We start from the raw sequence: 18,535 nt of genomic DNA on the forward strand, positions 1-18,535 counted from the left end.
AATAGCGCATAGAGGCGGCTCGCGAAAGCGTCTATCGCTTGGCCGCGCGGAATGGCAGAAGGGACGGATGAGCTTTGCCAGCCATATGGATGCCGCCCTTGACGAGGCGCGCGCCGCCGCCGCGCGCGGCGAAGTGCCGGTCGGCGCCGTGCTCCTTGATGCGTCCGGCGCGGTGGTGGCGCGGGCGGGCAACCGCACCCGTGAGTTGAGCGATCCCACCGCCCATGCCGAGATCCTCGCCATCCGCGCTGCTTGCGCCGCCGCCGGGTCCGAGCGGCTGGCGGGCCATACGCTCTATGTCACGCTGGAGCCTTGCGCCATGTGCGCGGCCGCCATCGCCGCCGCGCGTCTCAAGGCGGTGCATTTCGGCGCCAGCGATCCGAAATCGGGCGGTGTCCTGCACGGCGCGCGGGTTTTCGCGCATCCTCAGGCTCATCACGTGCCGGAGGTTTACGACGGTATCGCGGCAGAGGATTGCGAGTCGCTGCTCAAGGCGTTTTTTGCCTGGCGGCGCGGGTGAACGTGCATAGGATGGCTGCGCCCGGTTGGCCTGCGATTACGCGCATTTCGCGCGGCCCGCACGCAAGGACCGTAGGGTGAACTGCCCATCCCGAACCTCGCTCAACCCGCGCAGAAGCGACAGTTGGCGGCGTATCACCCGCCCGGATCTGACGATCCTGCGCGCGGGCTGGGCGACGAAATCGGCATCGAGGACTTCGGGAAAGAGCGCGGTGATCTCGGCCAGGTTCTGCGAGGGCAGGGTGCGCAGCGCCTCCGGCCCCAGCAGCAGGCTCTCGCTGGGGGCGCCATTGCCGTAGATGACCTGATGCGCGTCGAAGAGCAGGTGATAATAGGCGACGCCCGCGCGGTCACGATCCACGCTGATGCCCGGCAGGCATGTCAGCCGGATGGCCGGTATCAGCACGTCATCGCTGCCAAAGGCGCCATGTGCCGCGGCGCTGCGCACCAGCATGCGGTGCTGGCGCGAGACCGAAAGGGCGGCAGTGGGGCAGCCGGGCCCGAGGGCACCGGGGGCAATCAGGATCGGGCAGAGGGTTTCATCCTCGCGCAGATCAGCCGCCGAGAGCCGCATGCCGCCGATCCAGCGCAGGGGCTGGGCGCCACTGTCGGCGGTCATGATGCGGTCCCCCGGTGTCAGATCCTCGACCGGGCAGGGGCCCTCTTCGGTCTCGATCAATGTGCCCTCGGCAAAGCAGACCGCGCCGTTGATCGTGATCGTGACCACTTGGGTATCACTGCGGCCATCGGCATCCAGCATCCTGACGGTAAACACATCGGTAAGCGTATCGCCCGGATCAAGCGCCTTCACCACCGGATCGTCGTCGTTCAGATCATAGCTCCACAGGCCGGTCGCGGGATTGATCGTCGCCGTGCCGTATGCTGCGCTGCCGCTGATCGACCAGATGTCGTCATTGTTGCCGGTAAGAACGCCCACATCGTCCAGATCGCCGGTGACGATGACGCCGCTGCCTTCCAGAACGGATCCGGTCGTGTCTCCGCCTATGGTCGGGGTGCCCATCAGGCATGCTCCCGATCGAGATGACGCGCAAACTGCCCGGCGCCATAGGATGTCAGCTGAATGGGGGCGCCGTCCTGCTCGCGTGTCCATTCGATGACCCGGTACCGGGTGCCGGCGCGGTTGTGCCATAAGGTGCGCACGCGCAGCACCTCGGGTTTGCGGGCCAGCACGCCCAGCACCTGCTCCAGATGGCCAAAGGGCGCGACGAGATCAATGATCCATTTCGACGTGCCACTGTTCCATTGATGTGGCTCCAGTGTGCGGTGCTCCAGCGCCAGACGCCGCTCGGCCTCGGGGTCGAGGCCGGCCCATGTGACGAACGCGCGCGGATGGCCATCGCTGCGGAATATGCGGTATTGCCCCAGCCTGAGCGCCGGTTCGAGATCGGTGAAGAGTTGCGCGTGGCTGCGGGCTTGGTGAAAGGGGCTGAGCGCGGCCAGAAAGCTCATCGCGCCCAAGTCCGCCAGCATGTCCTGCGGCCAGTCGAACCAGCCCTGCGGAAAGGGCTCGCTGCGCTCGCCTTTGCGCGCAGCTTGGCTCAGCGCTGCGAGATGACGCATCGAGGCCCGCATGAAGTCCTGATTTTGCTTGCTCACCCGAAGGGCCTGTCTGGCTGTGAGGCAGCGGCGCGGTCGGTCCACCAGCTACGGCTTACCATATCCCGCTTCAACATTGAAAACGGGTGATACCAAACTGACCATGCATGCCCGGTTTTGAAAACTGCTCGTGTCGCCGCGTTTTTGCGGTCTTGGTTTTCTTTTACTTCAATCACGGCCTGATTTTCAAGGTTTTCTTGAAAGATGAGCCAGTTGAACATTGGATAAGAGTGCGCTTGCGTCCAGTGGCTGCGCCTGCTCCTTCTGGCACCGTGTGTCGCCGCTGCGGCATCCTGCCCGCTGGATTTCGGGGTGCGCTGGGCTAATTGCTGGACATGACAGAAAAGCCAAAGACATCCGTGCTCTACAACGCCAGCTGCCCCGTCTGCAATTTCGAGATGCAGCACTACAGGCAGTATGCGGTGCAAGAAGATTTGCCGATCCGCTTTGACGATCTGAATTCCGAGGCGCGCGCCGTTTGGGGGATCGACGCCGATACGGCGGCGCGCAGGCTCTATGTGCTGCACAAGGGCACGCTCTACTCGGGCATTCCGGCATTTCTGGTTCTGTGGGCGCAGATGCCCAAGTATCGCTGGCTGGGCCGCATCGTGGGTCTGCCGGGCATCAGACAGATCGCCGCGCTGCTCTATGACTACATTCTCGCGCCGCTGATCTATCGCTGGCATCTTCACCGATTGCGCAAATCGCGGGCCGTTGGGGAGCGCTGAAATATGCTCGATTTCCAGCCGAGGCGCGCCATTTGAAGCTTGGGGCGGGAACGGAGTGCAAGTGTGCCAAGAAACGACGACGATAGCGGTGCTGCGGTGCCGAGGGGCCGGGCGCGGCGGCTGTTTCAATTCGGCAGCATCGCCTCGGGCATCGCGGGCGGTGTCGCGGTGGGCGGCATGCGCGCGTTGGCGACGGGCAGGCGGCCGGATATGTCGCAACTGTTGCTGACACCGGCCAATACGGCACGGCTGACCGGCGGGCTGTCGCATCTGCGCGGCGCCGCGCTGAAACTCGGGCAGATGCTTTCGATGGACACCGGGCTGGTTCTGCCAGATGAGCTGACGGAAATCCTGAGCCGGATGCGCGACGATGCCCGCCACATGCCTCCGAAACAGCTTCAGACCACGCTGAACGGTGAGTGGGGCGAGGGGTGGTATGGCCGCTTTGCCCGGTTTGATGTGCGCCCCTTTGCGGCGGCCTCGATCGGCCAGGTCCACCGCGCGACCACAAAAGACGGGCGTGATCTGGCGATCAAGGTGCAATATCCCGGCGTGCGCGCCAGTATCGACAGCGATGTGGACAATATGGCCACGCTCTTGCGCGTGCCGGGGATATTGCCGCGCGGCATGGATGTGGCGCCCCTGATGGCCGAGGCCAAGCGCCAGTTGCACGCCGAGGCCGATTACCTTGCCGAGGCGCAGCATCTTGCGCGGTTTGGTCGCCTGCTTGCCGGATCCGAAATCTTCGTTCTGCCCGAACTGCACGAGGCGCTTTGCACGCCTCAGGTTCTGGCGATGACCTATGTGCCGGGCGCGCCGCTGGAGAGCCTCGTCGATGCGCCGCAGTCCGTGCGCGACAAGGTGGCCGCCGCATTGATCGACCTCGTGCTGCGCGAGCTTTTCGTTTTTGGCGCAATGCAGACGGACCCCAATCTGGCGAACTACCGCTATGGCGCCGAAACGGGGCGCATCGTGCTGCTGGATTTTGGTGCGGTGCAGCCAATCGCCCCGGAATTGGCCAGCGATTTCCGGGCTCTCGCACGGGTCGCCCTGACAGGCGGCCCGGACGAAACGCGCGCGGCCATGCTACGCATCGGCTATTTCGGCCCCGATACCGCGCCGCATCACCGCGACCTGATCCAGTCGATGTTCGAGGCGGCGATGGCGCCACTGCGGCAGGATACGCCGTTTGATTTCGGCACCAGCGATCTCTTGGAACAGCTGCGAAAAATGGGCCTCGCCATTGGCGATGATCGCGAGCTGAGCCATGTGCCGCCCGCCGCAACGCTCTTTTTGCATCGCAAGATCGGGGGCATGTATCTGATGGCGGCCAAACTGCGCGCACGCGTCGCGCTGCGCCCAATGATCGAGGCATATTGCACCACGGACGCAGCCTGAGAATAACCTTGAGATTACCTGCGAAATTTTGACATAGGACATTGTGCCAGACCTTTCTGCATGGCCATATTGCGCCATGGATATTCTGAGCATGGATGCACGCGCCCAATCTGCGGCGCTTGAGCGGGGGGATCTGTCGGCGCTTGAGCTGATGGATGCCACCTTGGAGCGGATCGATGCGGTCAATCCGCAGGTGAATGCGATTGTCAGCTTGCGCGATGCAGGCCGCTTGCGGGAGGAGGCGCGCGCTGCCGATGCGGCGCCGCGCAGCGGTTGGCTGCATGGCATGCCCATTGCGATCAAGGATCTGGCGAATGCGGCGGGTCTGCCCACCTCGATGGGATCACCGCTTTTTGCGGGGCAGATCGCACAGGCCGACGACATCATGGTCGCGCGCCTGCGCGCGGCGGGCGCGATCATCATTGGCAAGACCAACACGCCCGAGTTCGGTCTGGGGTCGCACACGTTCAACCCGGTGCATGGGGCAACGCGCAACCCCTACGATCTGGAGCGCTCGGCCGGAGGATCGTCTGGCGGTGCGGCGGCGGCGCTGGCAACGGGGATGCTGACGGTCGCGGATGGCTCGGACATGATGGGCAGCCTGCGCAACCCGGCCGGGTGGAACAATGTCTTTGGCATGCGTCCCACCTGGGGGACCGTGCCGGGTGAACCAGCGGGCGACATGTTCCTGCATCAGCTGTCCACGGCGGGCCCGATGGCGCGCAGCCCTGCGGATATGGCGGCGCTTCTCGATACGATGACGGGCCGGGATCCGCGCCAACCGCTCAGCATCGAAGGGGCCAAGACACTGGTCGGGATCGACGAGGCGCCGGACGGGCTGCGAATCGGCTGGCTGGGCGATTGGGGTGGTGCGCTGCCTTACGAGGACGGGATCACCGAGATCTCCGAGGCGGCACTGGCCCAGATGGCAGATCTGGGCCACCGGATCGAGACGCTGCCCGCACCGTTCGATGCCGAAATGATCTGGCGCTCATGGTGCGATCTGCGCTCGTTCGCGGTCGTGGGAAATCTGGGCCCCATCTACCTTCAGGAGGACAAGCGCCCCTATCTGAAGCCCGCGGCCCTTTGGGAAATCGAGCGCGGTCTGGTCATGCAGGCCTGTGATGTGCAGCGCGCGAGCGAGGAGCGCTCGCAATGGTTCCGCCGCGCGAGCGCGCTCTTCGAGAGCTTCGATGTGCTGGTGCTGCCCTCAGCGCAGCTTTGGCCCTTCGACGTTAGCTGGACCTATCCGGAGAAGGTCGCCGGGCGCGATATGGACACCTATCACCGCTGGATGCAGGTGGTCGTTCCCGCGGGGCTGATCGGTCTGCCGGTGGTCAACGTGCCGATCGGCTTTGGCGCGCAGGGGCTGCCTGCGGGCCTTCAGTTGATCGGGCCGCGTGGCAGCGATGCGGCGCTCTTGCGGCTGGCGCAGCAATGGCATGGCGCGACGGGCTGGTCACATCGCCGCCCGCCGCCCATCGCGGAGGGCTGAGATTTGGCGACCGCGATCGAGCGCGCGCACGGGGTGCCGCCCTTGCGCAGCCCGTCGCCGGCGCTGCTGCGCGCCGCGCTGGCCGCTGGCTGGCAGGATTTTCGCGCCGCGCCTGCCTTTGGCCTGATCGTCTCGGCTTTGTGCCTTGCGGCAGGGTGGGGGATGACCGCCCTCACGGTCTGGGCGGGGCATACGTTCTGGCTGGTGCTGGGGGTGTTCGGCTTTCCGCTTGTGGCACCTTTCGCGGCCTTGGGTACCTATGAGGTATCGCGCCTCCTCGGTCTGGGTGAGAGGCCATCGGTGGGCCGCGTCCTTCATGCCCTCTGGCATGAGCGCGGACGCCACCTGCCGATGCTCTGCGCGCTGATGATGGTGATGCTGCTCTTCTGGTTCTTTCTGGGTCACATGATTTTTGCGCTTTTCCTCGGCCTCAAGCCGATGACGAACATCATGACTTCGGGTGAGGTTTTCCTGAGCGTGGACGGCCTGATGATGCTGGCCTTCGGTTCGGCCATCGGGGCGGGGTTTGCGCTGTTTCTTTACTCCATCTGCGTGCTCGGCCTGCCTTTGCTGCTGGACCGCGAGGTGGATTGCATCACCGCAACGGCGCGCAGCACCCAGATGGTTCTGGCCCATCCTTGGGTCATGCTGGGCTGGGCCGCGTTCATCGCAATCGTGCTGGTGCTTGCGATGATCCCTGCGTTTTTCGGACTTCTGGTGGCGCTGCCGTGGCTGGGCCACGCGTCCTGGCACATCTATGCGGGATTGAAGGCAGACTGAGCAGACCGAGCGCCGCGCGCGCAGATCTGCGCGCGCGGCAATGGCCAGAAAAATCCGGGCCTCAAAGGTCGAGCGCCTCCATGACTTTCGGCTCGATGACGCGGGTGCCGGGCAGGGCGGCGATCAGCGTCTCGGCCGACTGCTCCAGCGCGTCGAACGTGCGGTAGTGGCAGGGAATCACCGTCTTGAAATCAAAGAACGTCTTGGCCGCATAGGCGGCGCGGCGCATGTCCATGGTGAAATGGCCGCCCGCGCAGAGGATGCCGATCTCGGGCGCGTGCAGATCCTGAAACACCTTCATGTCAGCCATCACGTCGGTATCACCGCTGACGTAGATGGTGCGCCCCTCGGCCTCGATCATGAAGCCGCATTCGCTGCCCGGCACATGGGGGCCATCCTTGCCGGCAAAGCTGCTGGAATGGGTCGCATGGACCATGGTGACGCGCACGCCCCCCAGATCGACGGTGCCGCCCTTGTTGAAGCCGATGGTTGCAATGCCTTAATGCTCTTCCCAATAGCCCATCAGGTCAAACTGGCCGACGACGGGCACGTCCAGCTTGCGCGCCAGATCGAGCGTGTCGCTCGCGTGGTCGAAATGGGCATGGGTCAGCAGGATATGGGTTGCGCCTTCGGTCGCGGCCTTGTGATGCTCTTCGGGCAGCATCGGATTGCCGTTCAGCCATGGGTCGATCAGCAGGACCTGCCCGGCCCATTCGATCCGAAAAGAACTGTGTCCGAGCCAGATGATTTTCATGTCTATTCTCCTAAGTTACCCAGCATCAGTGTAGCTGCGCAGTGCGCGGAGGAAAGCAGGAAAGGGAGGCAACCGGGGTGGACTGGACGCGCCAGATCGACGGCTATTGCGAGCGGATGGGCACGGGCCTCTGGGCCGAGCCGGTGAATGCGGCGACGAACCTTGCTTTTCTGCTGGCGGCGGTGGTGATGGCGCGCCGTCTGCATGTTGCGGGGCGCGAGGGCGCGGATCTGCGGCTGGCGTGGCTGCTTGTGCTGTGTTTGGCCATGATCGGTATCGGCAGCCTGCTGTTCCATACGGCGGCGCAGGTTTGGGCCGCACTGCTGGATGTCGTGCCCATCGGTGCCTTTACGCTGGTGTATCTCTATGCAGCGCATCGCGCATTTTTCGGCTGGGGCCGGGCGGTGTCGCTTCTTGGGGCACTTGCGTTCATCCCCTTCGCGATGGCCGTCTCGGCGCTTTTCGCGCCGCTGATCGGCGGATCGGCTGCTTATGCTGCGCTGCCGCTGGCGATCTTTGGCTATGGGGCCGCCCTGAGCGCCCGCGCACCGCGCACGGCGTCGGGGCTGGTGGCGGGGGGCGTGCTACTGAGTCTGTCGATCACGGCGCGCGCGCTCGACGCGCCGCTCTGTGGGGTGTGGCCGCTTGGCACCCATTTCCTGTGGCACCTGCTCAATGCGCTGATGCTCGCGTGGATGATCGAGGTTTACACCCGCCACATGCTTGCACGCGAGGGCGCCGGGCGCTAAACGCAAAGCCAAGAAACGAGCGGAGTTTGCGCCATGTCCATCGACCTTGAAACCGCCGCCCGCGTGGCCAAGCTGGCGCGCATCCGCGTCGAAGAGGACGCGCTGCCTGCCTTGGCGGATGAGTTCAACACCATCCTCGGCTTTATCGAGCAACTGGGCGAGGTCGACGTGGACGGCGTCGAGCCGATGGTCTCGGTCACGCCCATGCGCCTGCCGCGCCGTGCCGATGAGGTCACGGACGGCAACCAGCAAGCCAAGGTTCTGTCGAATGCGCCCGATGCGCGCGAGGGCTTCTTTGCCGTGCCGAAGGTGGTGGAATGATGACCGATCTCAATGCTCTGACGATTGCCGATGCCCGTGACGCCCTGCGCAGGGGTGATGTGACCAGCGCCGAGCTGACCGAGGCATGCCTGACCGCGATTGAGGGCGCGGGCGCACTCAATGCGTTCGTGCATGACACGCCCCAGCAGGCGCGGGATATGGCCGCCGCCGCCGATACGCGCCTCAAGGCGGGTGATGCCCCCGCGATGTGCGGCATCCCGCTGGGTATCAAGGATCTTTTCTGCACGCGCGGGGTGCCCAGCCAGGCGGGCAGTGGCATCCTCAAGGGGTTCACGCCCGAATACGAATCGACCGTCACGCAGAACCTTTGGGATGCGGGTGCGGTCATGCTGGGCAAGCTGAACATGGATGAATTCGCCATGGGCTCGTCCAATGAGACAAGCGTCTATGGCGGGGCCGTGAACCCGTGGCGCCGCGGGAATGAGGACACACCGTTGACGCCCGGCGGCTCCTCCGGCGGATCGGCAGCGGCCGTGGCCGCCGATCTGTGCCTTGGCGCGACGGGCACCGACACGGGCGGCTCGATCCGCCAGCCTGCGGCATTTACCGGCATCACCGGCATCAAGCCCACCTATGGGCGGTGCTCGCGCTGGGGCGTCGTCGCCTTCGCCTCAAGCCTTGATCAGGCGGGGCCGATGACCAAGACGGTGCGAGACTCGGCCATCATGCTGAGCGCGATGTGCAGCCATGACCCCAAGGACAGCACCAGCGCCGACTTGCCGGTGCCCGATTTCGAGGCGATGCTGACCGGTAACATCAAGGGCAAGGTGATCGGCATTCCGCGCGAATACCGCATGGAGGGCATGCCCGCCGAGATTGAAACCCTCTGGGCGGAGGGCCGTGCCATGCTCGAGGATGCGGGCGCCGAGCTGCGCGACATCTCGTTGCCGCATACCAAATACGCGCTGCCCGCCTATTACGTCATTGCGCCCGCTGAGGCGTCGTCGAACCTCGCGCGCTATGACGGGGTGCGCTATGGCCACCGGGCCAAGCTGGCCCCCGGCGACGGCATCACCGAGATGTATGAGAAAACCCGCGCCGAAGGCTTTGGTGCCGAGGTGCAGCGCCGCGTGATGGTCGGCACCTACGTGCTGAGCGCGGGCTTTTATGACGCCTATTACAACCGCGCCCGCAAGGTGCGCACGCTGATCAAGCGCGATTTTGAGCAGGTGTTCGAGGCTGGTGTCGATGCGATTCTGACCCCGGCCACACCCAGCGCCGCGTTTGGTCTGGGCGAGATGGCCAATGCCGACCCGGTGCAGATGTATCTCAACGATGTTTTTACCGTAACGGTGAACCTTGCGGGCCTTCCGGGCGTTTCCGTACCAGCCGGGCAGGATGCAAACGGCCTGCCGCTGGGCCTGCAACTGATCGGGCGCCCGTGGGAGGAAGGCGATCTGCTGAATTGCGCCTACGCGCTCGAACGGTCTGCCGGATTTGTGGCAAAGCCCGGCAAATGGTGGTAACCCCCGGCTGGCGGCTGTCCGCCGCCCAATAACGAGGCGAATGTGAACATGCGACTTCCCTTTATCATGGCGGCCCTTACGGCGCTTGCCGCATGCGGCACATCCATCCCCGAAAGCGGGCCTGACAACGGTGCTGGCGTCGGTTTTGGGGATTATTCGGAATATCAGGCGCGCCGCGATGCCGAACTTGCGGGAGGTGCATTGACGGCACCCGACCCGGTTTCGGCCAGTCCGCTTGATGGCACCGGCGGCGCCATGAGCGCCGACAGTGATGACAGCGACGATATTGCCGCGCAGACGCGCGCCGCGCTGGGTACGGGGCCGAGCGATCTTTCGGCCAATTCGGGCAGCACCGGCGATCTGGCGACGCCGGGCAACCCTTCCGCGCCGATCACCAATAGCGCCGGTATTTCCGTCGAGAACAACTTCGACGAAGTCAGCTCACGGCGCACGATCGAGGATGACGCCGCACGTGTGGCCGCGCAGAGCCAGCAATATCAGCTCGCGACGGTCCAGGCCTTGCCCAGCCGTACAGGCAGCGAGGGCCCTAACATCGTTGCCTATGCGATCAGCACCACTCATGCGCCTGGAAAACAGCTCTATCGCCGGGTCGGGTTGAACAAGCAGTCCAAGTTCGAGCGTAATTGCGCGGTTTATTCCGGCCCGGATCTGGCGCAGATTGATTTTCTGGCGCGTGGCGGCCCCGAGCGGGATCGCCTTGGCCTTGACCCCGACGGCGATGGTTTTGCCTGCGCATGGGATCCGCGCCCCTTCCGGCGTGCAGCCGGCGGCTGATCCTGCCGGTGACGGGGGGTGTCGCGCGGACCGTGACGGGCGAGGGCGGGGCCGAGTGGCACCCATCTCCGAACTTCGGGGACCGGCGCGGCGGATTGCGCCCCGAGATCCTGCTGATCCATTTTACAAAGATGCGCAGCGCTGAGGAGGCGCTGGAGCGGCTGTGCGACGCCTCAGCCGAGGTGTCGTGCCACTACCTCATCGCCGAGGATGGGCGCCTGTGGCAGATGGTGGATGAGGTTGCGCGTGCCTGGCATGCAGGGCGAGGCAGTTGGCGCGGCAAGGCCGACGTCAATTCACGCTCGATCGGGATTGAACTGGCCAGCCGTGGCACACACCCCTTTGCCGAGCCGCAGATGCGCGCGCTCGAAGGGCTGATGGGCGGCATCATGGGCCGCTGGGAGATCTTGCCCGAAAATGTCATCGGGCATTCGGACATCGCGCCTGACCGCAAGGATGATCCCGGTCCGCACTTCGACTGGCGACGATTGGCCTTGCAGGGCTTGGCCGTCTGGCCGGATGCTGAGCCTGAGCCGGATGGAGCCGCATCGTCTGAGGTATTTCGCAGACTGGCCTCAAAGGTGGGCTATGGCGCCGAGTTTTCAGATGCCGATGTGCTGGCGGCCTTGCGCCTGCGCTGGCGTCCGTGGGCGCGCGGGCCGCTGTCGGCGCGCGATATATCCGTGCTGGCCGACATCGCTGCGCGCTTTGGCGTTGACCGGGGGGACGCGGACGCTTAGGTGCAGCACTGCGCGGAGGGCCGGATGGCCGCTTTGGCAGGTGCGAGCCTGCCGGGGAGGAAAGTCCGGACTCCACAAGACAACGGTGCCGGGTAACGCCCGGCCGGGGTAACCCGAGGGAAAGCGCCACAGAAAACAGACCGCGTTCGACACGTCGGGCGTAAGGGTGAAACGGTGGGGTAAGAGCCCACCGCGGGGCTGGCAACAGCGCCGGCACGGCAAGCCCCACCGGGAGCAATGCCAAATAGGGACCGCGCGCGGGGCAGGTCGGCCATGCCGATACCGCCCGCAGGCACGTCTTGGCCCGGCGGTCCGGGTTGGCAGCCAAAGGGGCGGTGGCGACACCGTCTTTAGATGAATGGTCATCCAGGGGTGGGCTTAGGCCCGCTCTGGACAGAATCCGGCTTACAGGCCCTCCGCGCAATTTGGCCTCGGACTTGGCGACATGAATGGCGCATTCGGGGCTGGTTTTCGGTCCCGTCCGATGGTCCGGGTCGCGCTGGACAGGATTTGGGGGTTTGCCCAAGAAAAAACCGGGGCAGCGCCCTGCCTATCTGCCCTTATGCGGTTGACTCGGCGGCCCGGGAGGGTAAAAGGCAGGAAATTGAATTACCGGCAGCCGGGCTGCCCGGCGCAGGAGATGACAAATGGCGAAGCCGACCACAATCAAGATCCGCCTGAATTCGACCGCGGGCACGGGCCACTTCTATGTGACCAAGAAAAACGCCCGCACGATGACGGAAAAGATGGCGATCAAGAAGTATGATCCCGTCGTGCGCAAGCACGTCGAGTACAAGGAAGGCAAGATCAAGTAAGATCTGCCCCACCTTTTGAAGTTGTAGAAACCGCGCTGGCCTCAGCGCGGTTTTTTCGTTGTGGCGTGGATGCTTTGGTTGAGTTGCGATCTGGCCGGGCGCACAGCATCTGTGCGCAGGGATACAATTGTTTGGCAGGTGGCCGGTGCTTAGCTTGTCAAAGCGGGGCAGACCGGCCTCGCGCAATCAGGAGAGTTACCATGTCCGGGGTTCATCAAGGCATAAAGGGCGCGCATGTCGGGCACGCACATCTCAAGGTGTCCGATTTGGAGCGATCTGTCGCGTTCTACCGCGATATCATCGGCATGCATGTGACCGCGCGCTTCGGCGACAAGGCTGCGTTCATGTCTTTTGATGGATATCACCATCACCTGGGGCTGAATGTCTGGCATAGCGCAGGTGCCACACCACCGCCGCATGGGCACACAGGGCTTTTCCACGTGGCCTTCGTGCTGCCGGATCGCAAGGCGTTGGGGCAGGCGATAGCGCGCGTCAGGGCGGCGGGCCATGTCTTGAGCGGCGCAGCCGATCATGGGGTCAGTGAGGCGGTTTATCTTGATGACCCTGATGGCAACGGCATCGAGCTTTATCGGGACCGGCCAGAGACGGAATGGCCGCGCAGCCCCGATGGATCGTTGGTGATGACAAACCGGCCGCTGGACATCGATGCGCTGCTGGCGGAGTAGAATACGGGGAAGCTGACCTGCTGGCGCCAAGACTGACGCCTGACCATGAAAAAGGCCGCCCCTTTCAGGGCGGCCTTGTCATTGGTTCATGTGGCGAAGCTTATTCGCGGTTGCCCATCAATTGCAGCAGGAACATGAACATGTTGATGAAGTCGAGGTAGAGGCGCAGCGCGCCCATGATTGCCGACTTGCCCATCCATTCGCTGTCGCCATGGTGGGCATGCTCCAGATACTCATTCTTGATCGACTGCGTGTCGTATGCGGTCAGACCCGCAAAGATCAGCAGGCCGATGATCGAGATCGCGAACATTATCGCCGGCGAGCCGAGGAAGATGTTGATGATCGACGCCACGATCAGGCCAATCACGCCCATGATCAGGAAGCTGCCCCAAGCGGAGATATCTTTCTTGGTGGTGTAGCCCCAGAGCGACAGACCCGCAAAAGCGATCGACGTCGTCAGGAACACCTGAGCAATCGAGAAGTCGGTGAAGACGACGAAAATGTAGCTGATCGACACGCCCATCACGGCCGCGAACGCGTAGAAGAAAAGCTGCGCGGCGGCTGCCGACAGCTTGTTGATGACGGCACCAAAGGCGAAGACCATGATCAGCGGTGCAAACATGACGATCCAGCGCGTGATGCCGGTAAAGAGTGTCTCCATCATGTAGGCGTTGTTGCCCACCGCCCATGCGGTCAGGAATGTCAGCAGCATGCCCACGGACATGGTGCCATACACTTTATTCATATGGGCGCGCAGGCCCTCGTCGATCGCGGCTGTGCGGGTTCCGCCCGCTGTCCGGATCGTATCAAATTCAGCCATCTAAGCCTCCGTGTTCCAAGCTGGACCCCGATTTTGGGGCTTTGCAAACAATATCGGTTGTTGGGGGGGGCTTTTCAAGGTTTTTCGGTCAGGGACTTGGCGAAGAATTTAGGCGGATTGCCGCACCTTGAAGCTGTGGCAATCCCTTTCCATGCAGGTTTGCCTCTCAGCCGCAGCGCAGGGCGCGCCAGGCGCGGGGCATGTCCCAAAACGCGCGACGGGATTCTGCGCGTGCCTCGGCGGCGGTCAGGCCGATATCAGCCAGCGCAGTATCGTCCAGGGACGCCAACGCGCGGCGCGAGCGGTAAAGGGCGATGACAGTCGCGAGGCGCGGCGCGTGCCGGACGGGGGTGGTGCGGGTGTGAGTGAGGGCTGTCATTATTCTACTCCTTTGTGTCCTGTGATGAATTGGCGGTGAATCATTTCGTCTGTTGATGTGTCTGCCTGATTATGATCAATATTGAAAATGAATGTTTTTGCTGCTGAGCATCAAGGATGGTGATGAATGAGAAATCTTGACATGACGACGCTGCGCTCTTTCGTTGCGGTCGCCGATCAGGGCGGCGTGACGCGCGCAGCGCAGGTGCTGAACCTCACGCAATCGGCCGTCTCGATGCAGCTCAAGCGGCTGGAGGATCTGCTGGGTCTGGGCTTGCTCGACCGCACGGGCCGGGGCATTGCGCTGACCCCATCGGGCGAGCAGATGCTGGGCTATGCGCGCCGCCTCGTCGCGCTGAATGACGAGGTGGTGGGCCGTCTGACCGATCAGGTCTGGGAGGGCGAGGTGACGTTTGGCGTGCCCCATGACATCATCCATCCGGTGATTCCCCGCGTGCTCAAGCAGTTCAATGCCGCCTTTCCTCGCGTCCGGGTGCATCTGAGCTCGCTTTATTCGAGCCTTTTGATGGAGTCCCACGGCAAGGGCGAAATCGACCTCATCCTTACGACCGAGACGGGATTGGGGAAGGGCGGCGAGACGCTGGCCGAAGTGCCGCTGCGGTTCTACGGCGCGCCCGGCGGCACCGCGTGGAAGCAGCGGCCCCTCAGGATCGCCAATTGCCGCAACTGCCTGTTTCGGCCCAATGCGATCCGCCTGCTGGATGACGCGCTGATCCCGTGGGAGAGCGCGATCGATTCCAACTCCGACGGCGCCATCGAGGCCACGGTCAGCGCCGATCTGGCCGTGACGACAATGCTGGAGGGGACCGCGCCGCATCTGCTTGAGGCGGTGCCGCAAAATGCGGGACTGCCGGATCTGGGATTGCAGCGGATCAATATGTATGGCGCGACCGCGCCCCGCAACGAGCTGGTGGCGCAGCTTGCCAACGTGGTGCGGCAGGGCTTTGGCGCGCCCGCGCTGGCGGCTGTGTCCTGAGCGCGCCGGATCGGCCCGGATCTGGCCGGATCACGCTGGAGCGTCAGGCCATTGTGACAACGACTTTGCCGGTGGATTTGCGGGCGCGCAGCAGCTCCAGCGCTTCGGCGGCGCGGTCCAGCGGATAGGTGTGATGGGCCTTCGGGTCGATTCGCCCTTCGGCGGCCCATTTTAGCAGCGTGGCCAGTGATCCGGTCAGGATTTCCGGTGCAAAGGTGAGGTAGCCACCCCAATAGAGGCCCATCACGGTCAGATTCTTGACCAGCAGGTGGTTGGCCGGGATTTGCGGCACCTTGCCGCTGGCGAATCCAATGGTGAGGATACGCGCCTCAGGGCGGCAGGCGCGAAAGGCCGCCTTGAACTGATCGCCGCCGACCGGGTCATAGACGACATCGACGCCGCCCAGGTCCTTGCAGATGGTGCGGATGTCATCGGTGTCGCTGTCGATCAGGTGATCGGCCCCGGCGGCCCGCGCCGCCTCCAGCTTGGCCGCGCCGCGCGCGCAGGCGATCACACGCGCGCCCATTGCGTGGCCGATTTCGACCGCCGTCAGGCCCACGCCGCCCGCCGCGCCCAGCACCAGAAGCGTCTCGCCCGGCTTGAGCTGCGCGCGGTGCGCCAGCGCCAGATGCGAGGTGCCATAGGCGATCTGGAATGCGGCAGCGGCCTCATGCGTCATCGTATCCGGCAGTGCCACAGCGCGCGTGGCATCAAAGCAGCCATACTCGGCAAGCCCGCCCTGACCGCCATAGACGGCCACCCGCATGCCGGGGGCAAAGGCATCCACGCCGTCCCCAAGCGCATCGACGATCCCCGAAACCTCCATCCCGAGTGTGAACGGCAGGGCAGGCGTGTCCTGATACTTGCCCTGCATCATCAGAAGATCAGCGAAATTGAGGCCGCAGGCGTGGATGCGCACCCCGATCTGGCCGGGGCCGGGCCGGGGCCGCTCCAGCGTTTCGAGCGCGGGGGGCGTATCGAACGATGTGACGCGATGTGCGCGCATGGTCATGTCGTGGTTTCCTTGCAATGCAGCCCGTGTCGCGGTTCAAGTTATCTGCGTCGCGTCGATCTAGCGGATCGCGGCTGGACGTGTCAATTTGCGCGGCCATGCGATCATGGTTCGGGAGAGGCGCGCGCTCGCGCTCTAATTGATTAAAATTTGATCAAACATCCTAGCGCGTATTAATTTTCTTGTGTATTGGTCGCGGAGTGTTAATCTTTGTCCATTATCAAATGCCGGATAATGCTTGGGTTGACGAGCGCTTTCAGCGGCATAACTGCGCGAAAATGGTCTAGTTGGTGTCCGGGCATTTACTGGTCATCCCGTTGTCAAAGGATTTCAAAGATGCCCCATCTCGTTGACGTTCATGTTGGAAAGCGGATCAGGCACCGCCGCTGGCTGGTCGGTATGACACAGCAGCAGCTTGCCGAAAGCGTTGGAATCAAGTTCCAGCAGATCCAGAAGTATGAAACCGGCGCAAACCGTGTCAGCGCGTCGCGCCTGTGGGATATCGCCGCGGCGATGGAAGTGGACGTTGCGTTCTTCTTTGAGGGCGTCGAGGCGGGTCAGTCTGCAGATGCAGCGCAGACACCGTCGCGCAACACGCCTGCGGATCTTCTTGGCGACAAGGAAGCGCTGGATCTTGTGCGCTCCTACTATGCGATCCCGGAAAACCAGAGGCGGCGTCTGTTCGATCTGGCACGCGTGCTCAGCGACGTCGCCTGATCAGGTTGCCTGCGTAATTGCGTGACGTGATTGCAATGGGCTGCATTGCTATCTCATTTCTTTTGAAGGCTCGGCCCGGTTTGCATGGCAGGCCGGCCTTGTGGCACGCGGCGCTTGCGCCTAGTCCTGCACGTCAGAGGCGGCGGCAACCGGGACGGCAATTCAATGCGAGACAAGCATGACATCGAAGGCATCATCAGCGCGGCGCATGCAGCGGCCGATGTTGCCCGCAGCGCAATCCTGCCTCACTTCAGGCTCGACAGCCTTGGGACGCAGGACAAGCATGTGCCCGGTGCCAGGAGCGAGGGTGCCTTTGACCCCGTAACCGTCGCGGACCGCGCCGCCGAGCTGGCAATGCGCGATGTTCTGGCGCAGATGCGCCCTGCGGACGCCATCCTCGGAGAGGAGTTCGGACCCCGCGCCGGGACAAGTGACCTGACCTGGGTTCTGGATCCGATTGATGGCACGCGCGGCTTCATCTCGGGAACGCCCACTTGGGGCGTCCTGATCGGGGTGACGGATGCAAATGGTCCGATCTATGGCCTGATTGACCAGCCTTACACAGCCGAGCGGTTCGAGGGCGGATTGGGCCGTGCCGGGATGCGCGGCCCGATGGGCGCGCGCGACTTGCGGGCGCGCCCGGCGCGCCCCTTGGCCGAGGCGACCGTGATGACGACTTTTCCCGCTGTCGGCACGCCGGAGGAGGGCGCGGCCTTCGCCCGCATCGCGGAAGCGGCCCGCATGGTGCGCTATGGCTATGATTGCTACGCCTATGCGCTCCTGGCTCTTGGCCAGATCGATCTCGTGATCGAGGCGGGGCTCAATTCATATGACATCTGCGCACCGATTGCCGTCATCGAGGCTGCGGGCGGGATCGTGACCGACTGGCAAGGCGGCCCGGCCCATGACGGGGGACGCGTTGTCGCCGCCGCCAGCGCTCAGCAGCATGAGGCGGCGCTGGAAATCCTCTCGCAGGTCCTGTGACAAGGAGGGGGATATTGCGCATTGTGGCCGTGCCTTCACTAGGGCTGGCGAACTTCCGCCCAGACGGTTAACGTCGCGCCCAGATCCACGCCTCACTCGGAGCCGCCCCCGATGGTCCATATCCCACCCATGCGCCTCGTCCTGTCTGCCTGCGTATTCTTTGCCTGTCTGTGCCTGCTTGCGGCGGTTCCGTCGCCCGCCCGTAGTGGCGAGGACATGGGTGCCGCGGCGCAGGCCACCGTGGCCGACATTCGACAGCGTCATGGTCTGGCGCCGTTGACCGTCAGTCCCGCCCTGACACGCGCCGCCGATGCCCATGCGCAGGATATGCAGCGCAACGGATTTTTCAGCCATACCGGCTCGGACGGGTCGGGGGTCGGGGACCGCGCGCGCGCCGCTGGATACGGCTTTTGCTTCATTGCCGAGAATATTGCCAAGGGGCAGGCCAACCTCGATCATGTGATGGAGGGCTGGATGGGCTCGACAGGCCACCGCCGCAACATCCTCAGTGAGGGCGCGCGTGAGTTCGCCCTCGTGCGGGATGAGGATGCCATCTGGGTCATGGTCGTGGGCCGGCCCGGCTGCTGACATGGCGACCGCGCGTCTGTCCTAGCGATTCCCGCCACACATTTTCCATCCATGGGGGATCTCAACGGGCATTCAGTGCATCGGCAATGCGACCTGAGGCCTGGCCAAACACCGCCCTTCACGGCAGCGCTGTCATTGTTTTCCCTGCGGCGCTT

22 protein-coding genes, 1 other RNA gene and 1 pseudogene are annotated in these 18,535 nt (G+C 64.0%); 17 read left to right on the plus strand and 7 right to left on the minus strand.

The window, feature by feature from the left end; all coding sequences use genetic code 11:
- Window positions 1–67: 67 nt before the first annotated feature.
- Window positions 68–520 (plus strand): nucleoside deaminase, encoded by a 453-nt coding sequence (locus V8352_RS08675; protein ID WP_336423885.1) that lies wholly within the window; start codon window positions 68–70, stop codon window positions 518–520.
- Between the two features lie 36 nt (window positions 521–556).
- On the opposite strand, the gene V8352_RS08680 is transcribed toward V8352_RS08675, so the two are convergent.
- From V8352_RS08680 to V8352_RS08690, 3 genes are read right to left on the minus strand one after another with little or no spacing between them, the layout of a single operon-like run.
- Window positions 557–1,540 carry a Hint domain-containing protein gene (locus V8352_RS08680; protein ID WP_336423886.1) on the minus strand — a complete coding sequence of 328 codons (984 nt, stop codon included), beginning with the start codon at window positions 1,538–1,540 and terminating at the stop codon, window positions 557–559.
- Window positions 1,540–2,136 (minus strand): toxin-activating lysine-acyltransferase, encoded by a 597-nt coding sequence (locus V8352_RS08685; RefSeq protein WP_336423887.1) that lies wholly within the window; start codon window positions 2,134–2,136, stop codon window positions 1,540–1,542. Before V8352_RS08685 ends, V8352_RS08680 begins: the two co-directional genes overlap by 1 nt.
- Complete coding sequence (locus V8352_RS08690; RefSeq protein ID WP_336423888.1) at window positions 2,133–2,357, minus strand: hypothetical protein; 225 nt, start codon at window positions 2,355–2,357, stop codon at window positions 2,133–2,135. The genes V8352_RS08685 and V8352_RS08690 overlap by 4 nt, the downstream gene beginning before the upstream one ends.
- A 114-nt stretch (window positions 2,358–2,471) precedes the next feature.
- On the opposite strand from V8352_RS08690, the gene V8352_RS08695 reads away from it, so the two are divergent.
- The 4 genes from V8352_RS08695 (at window position 2,472) to V8352_RS08710 (ending at window position 6,537) form a co-directional block, all read left to right on the plus strand.
- Entirely contained in the window at window positions 2,472–2,864 is a 393-nt protein-coding gene (locus V8352_RS08695; RefSeq protein ID WP_336423889.1) for a thiol-disulfide oxidoreductase DCC family protein, read from the plus strand.
- A 63-nt stretch (window positions 2,865–2,927) separates the two neighbouring features.
- Window positions 2,928–4,262: an ABC1 kinase family protein gene (locus tag V8352_RS08700; protein WP_336423890.1), complete on the plus strand. Its 1,335-nt coding sequence runs from the start codon at window positions 2,928–2,930 to the stop codon at window positions 4,260–4,262.
- A 76-nt stretch (window positions 4,263–4,338) separates the two neighbouring features.
- Window positions 4,339–5,757, plus strand: coding sequence for an amidase (locus V8352_RS08705; RefSeq protein ID WP_336423891.1), 1,419 nt, complete (start codon window positions 4,339–4,341; stop codon window positions 5,755–5,757).
- Between the two features lie 3 nt (window positions 5,758–5,760).
- Window positions 5,761–6,537 (plus strand): DUF2189 domain-containing protein, encoded by a 777-nt coding sequence (locus V8352_RS08710; protein ID WP_336423892.1) that lies wholly within the window; start codon window positions 5,761–5,763, stop codon window positions 6,535–6,537.
- 61 nt (window positions 6,538–6,598) lie between these two features.
- On the opposite strand, the pseudogene V8352_RS08715 reads toward V8352_RS08710, so the two are convergent.
- Window positions 6,599–7,291 (minus strand): annotated as a pseudogene (locus V8352_RS08715) (metal-dependent hydrolase).
- A 77-nt stretch (window positions 7,292–7,368) separates the two neighbouring features.
- Between V8352_RS08715 and V8352_RS08720 the strand changes: the two are divergent.
- From V8352_RS08720 to V8352_RS08755, 8 genes are all read left to right on the plus strand, one after another.
- Window positions 7,369–8,040 (plus strand): ceramidase domain-containing protein, encoded by a 672-nt coding sequence (locus V8352_RS08720; protein WP_336423893.1) that lies wholly within the window; start codon window positions 7,369–7,371, stop codon window positions 8,038–8,040.
- Window positions 8,041–8,073: 33 nt separating this feature from the next.
- Entirely contained in the window at window positions 8,074–8,361 is a 288-nt protein-coding gene (gene gatC / locus V8352_RS08725) for an Asp-tRNA(Asn)/Glu-tRNA(Gln) amidotransferase subunit GatC (protein WP_336423894.1), read from the plus strand.
- The gene (gatA, locus tag V8352_RS08730) at window positions 8,361–9,848 is read left to right on the plus strand and encodes an Asp-tRNA(Asn)/Glu-tRNA(Gln) amidotransferase subunit GatA (RefSeq protein WP_336423895.1); all 1,488 of its coding nucleotides are present in this window, start codon (window positions 8,361–8,363) and stop codon (window positions 9,846–9,848) included. The genes gatC and gatA overlap by 1 nt, the downstream gene beginning before the upstream one ends.
- Window positions 9,849–9,896: 48 nt before the next feature.
- Entirely contained in the window at window positions 9,897–10,643 is a 747-nt protein-coding gene (locus tag V8352_RS08735) for a hypothetical protein (protein ID WP_336423896.1), read from the plus strand.
- Window positions 10,604–11,383 carry an N-acetylmuramoyl-L-alanine amidase gene (locus V8352_RS08740; protein ID WP_336423897.1) on the plus strand — a complete coding sequence of 260 codons (780 nt, stop codon included), beginning with the start codon at window positions 10,604–10,606 and terminating at the stop codon, window positions 11,381–11,383. Before V8352_RS08735 ends, V8352_RS08740 begins: the two co-directional genes overlap by 40 nt.
- Before the next feature lie 12 nt (window positions 11,384–11,395).
- Window positions 11,396–11,807, plus strand: an RNA gene (rnpB, locus tag V8352_RS08745) — RNase P RNA component class A.
- Window positions 11,808–12,030: 223 nt separating this feature from the next.
- Window positions 12,031–12,198 carry a 50S ribosomal protein L33 gene (rpmG, locus tag V8352_RS08750; RefSeq protein WP_007204264.1) on the plus strand — a complete coding sequence of 56 codons (168 nt, stop codon included), beginning with the start codon at window positions 12,031–12,033 and terminating at the stop codon, window positions 12,196–12,198.
- A gap of 200 nt (window positions 12,199–12,398) precedes the next feature.
- Window positions 12,399–12,884, plus strand: a complete 486-nt coding sequence (locus V8352_RS08755; protein ID WP_336423898.1) for a VOC family protein — start codon at window positions 12,399–12,401, stop codon at window positions 12,882–12,884.
- A 100-nt stretch (window positions 12,885–12,984) separates the two neighbouring features.
- Here the strand turns inward: V8352_RS08755 and V8352_RS08760 are convergent, their stop codons facing one another.
- Together V8352_RS08760 and V8352_RS08765 are read right to left on the minus strand one after the other, a co-directional pair.
- Window positions 12,985–13,704: a Bax inhibitor-1/YccA family protein gene (locus V8352_RS08760; protein ID WP_336423899.1), complete on the minus strand. Its 720-nt coding sequence runs from the start codon at window positions 13,702–13,704 to the stop codon at window positions 12,985–12,987.
- A gap of 166 nt (window positions 13,705–13,870) precedes the next feature.
- Window positions 13,871–14,083: a DUF1127 domain-containing protein gene (locus V8352_RS08765; protein WP_336423900.1), complete on the minus strand. Its 213-nt coding sequence runs from the start codon at window positions 14,081–14,083 to the stop codon at window positions 13,871–13,873.
- 126 nt (window positions 14,084–14,209) lie between these two features.
- Between V8352_RS08765 and V8352_RS08770 the strand changes: the two genes are divergently transcribed.
- Complete coding sequence (locus V8352_RS08770; protein ID WP_336423901.1) at window positions 14,210–15,079, plus strand: LysR family transcriptional regulator; 870 nt, start codon at window positions 14,210–14,212, stop codon at window positions 15,077–15,079.
- Window positions 15,080–15,122: 43 nt separating this feature from the next.
- Here the strand turns inward: V8352_RS08770 and V8352_RS08775 are convergent, their stop codons facing one another.
- Window positions 15,123–16,085, minus strand: coding sequence for an NADPH:quinone oxidoreductase family protein (locus tag V8352_RS08775; protein WP_336423957.1), 963 nt, complete (start codon window positions 16,083–16,085; stop codon window positions 15,123–15,125).
- 342 nt (window positions 16,086–16,427) lie between these two features.
- Here V8352_RS08775 and V8352_RS08780 point away from each other — a divergent pair, with 342 nt between their 5' ends.
- From V8352_RS08780 to V8352_RS08790, 3 genes are all read left to right on the plus strand, one after another.
- Window positions 16,428–16,808, plus strand: coding sequence for a helix-turn-helix domain-containing protein (locus V8352_RS08780; protein WP_336423902.1), 381 nt, complete (start codon window positions 16,428–16,430; stop codon window positions 16,806–16,808).
- Between the two features lie 165 nt (window positions 16,809–16,973).
- Window positions 16,974–17,792, plus strand: coding sequence for an inositol monophosphatase family protein (locus V8352_RS08785; protein WP_336423903.1), 819 nt, complete (start codon window positions 16,974–16,976; stop codon window positions 17,790–17,792).
- Between the two features lie 111 nt (window positions 17,793–17,903).
- Window positions 17,904–18,380 (plus strand): CAP domain-containing protein, encoded by a 477-nt coding sequence (locus tag V8352_RS08790; RefSeq protein ID WP_336423904.1) that lies wholly within the window; start codon window positions 17,904–17,906, stop codon window positions 18,378–18,380.
- The last annotated feature ends 155 nt before the right edge of the window (window positions 18,381–18,535 follow it).

It is taken from the genome of Roseovarius sp. D0-M9, from assembly GCF_037083805.1.
Taxonomy (GTDB): Bacteria; Pseudomonadota; Alphaproteobacteria; order Rhodobacterales; family Rhodobacteraceae; genus Roseovarius.